Annotated in this window: 1 protein-coding gene and 1 pseudogene; both read left to right on the top strand. The window is 73.2% G+C overall.

The annotated features are described in order from the left end of the window. A partial coding sequence (locus tag ACFQ36_RS22730) for a molybdopterin-dependent oxidoreductase (protein WP_377017845.1) occupies positions 1–975 on the top strand: 975 nt, incomplete at its 5' end. 68 nt (positions 976–1,043) lie between these two features. Then, positions 1,044–1,330: pseudogene (locus ACFQ36_RS22735) on the top strand (molybdopterin molybdenumtransferase MoeA); the annotation flags it as partial.

A 1,330-nucleotide genomic window follows, 5' to 3' on the forward strand; every position in this document is an offset into this window, starting at 1 on the left:
GCCGGCCTCCGCCGTGCCTTCCGGCTGCCACAGCCCGCCTCTCCGGCGCCGCCGGTACCCGCCGGAGCCGCGCTGGCGGTGCCGGGCCTGGCACCGCTGGTCACGCCCAACCCGGACTTCTACCGGATCGATACGGCGCTGATCGTCCCGGTGGTGGACGTGGACCGCTGGCGGCTGCGGGTCACCGGCATGGTGGAACAGGAAATCGAACTGGACTTTGCCGGGCTGGCGTCCCGGCCGATGATTGAACGCTATGTGACCTTGTGCTGCGTCTCGAACGAGGTCGGCGGGAACCTGATCGGCAATGCCCGCTGGCTGGGCTGGCCGGTCCGGGAGCTGCTGGGCCTGGCCCGGCCGCTGCCCGAAGCGGACATGGTGCTCTCGCGCAGCGTGGACGGCTTCACGGCCTCCACGCCGCTGGAGGTCCTGCTGGACAACCGGGACGCCATGGTGGCTGTGGGCATGAACGGCGAGCCGCTGCCGCTGGAACACGGCTATCCGGCACGGCTGGTGGTGCCGGGGCTCTACGGCTACGTCTCGGCCACCAAGTGGGTTACCGAGCTCAGGCTGACCCGCTTCGCGGACGAGGCCGCCTACTGGACGGTGCGGGGCTGGAGCCCGCGCGGACCGGTGAAGCTGTCCTCCCGGATCGATACCCCGCGCGACGGCGCCCGGGTGGCCCCCGGCACGGTCGTCGTCGCCGGCGTCGCCTGGGCCCAGCACACCGGCATCAGCGGTGTGCAGTTGCGCGTGGACGAGGGGCCGTGGCAGGATGCCGGGCTCGCCGCTGCCATCTCGCGGGACACCTGGCGCCAGTACCGCTTCGCCTGGCCGGCCGCCCCGGGCCGGCATGTGCTGCAGGTCAGGGCCATCGACGCGGCCGGCCGGGAGCAGACCGGGGAAGTGGCCGGCGTGGTACCGGACGGTGCCACCGGCTGGCACACCGTCGCCGTGGAGGTTGCCGGGGCCGGCTGAGCAGCCGTTCCTCTAGGATGGCTGCGGTAACCGAACCGGAGACAGGCCGACCGGCCAGGAGGTCAAGAGTGCGCAGAGCCGTGTCCGAACACCGGCAGCAGGTGCTGGAACTGGTGCGCGGCGCCTGGCAGCGCCGCCTGGCGGCCGGTGCGGGGGAAAACCTGGCGTTGACCGCCGCCGTGCACCGGGTCCTCGCCCGCGACATCGCGGCGCCGGTGAGGCTGCCGCCGTTCGCCAACTCCCAGATGGACGGCTACGCGGTCAGCAGCGCCGCCACCGCCACTGCCGAAGCCACTGTCGAGTTCGACGTCGCGCCGCCGGTGCCTGCCGGCAGCGCCGCGGCCGTGCTGCCGCC

It is taken from the genome of Arthrobacter sp. GCM10027362 (genome assembly GCF_042679445.1).
Lineage (GTDB): Bacteria > Actinomycetota > Actinomycetes > Actinomycetales > Micrococcaceae > Crystallibacter.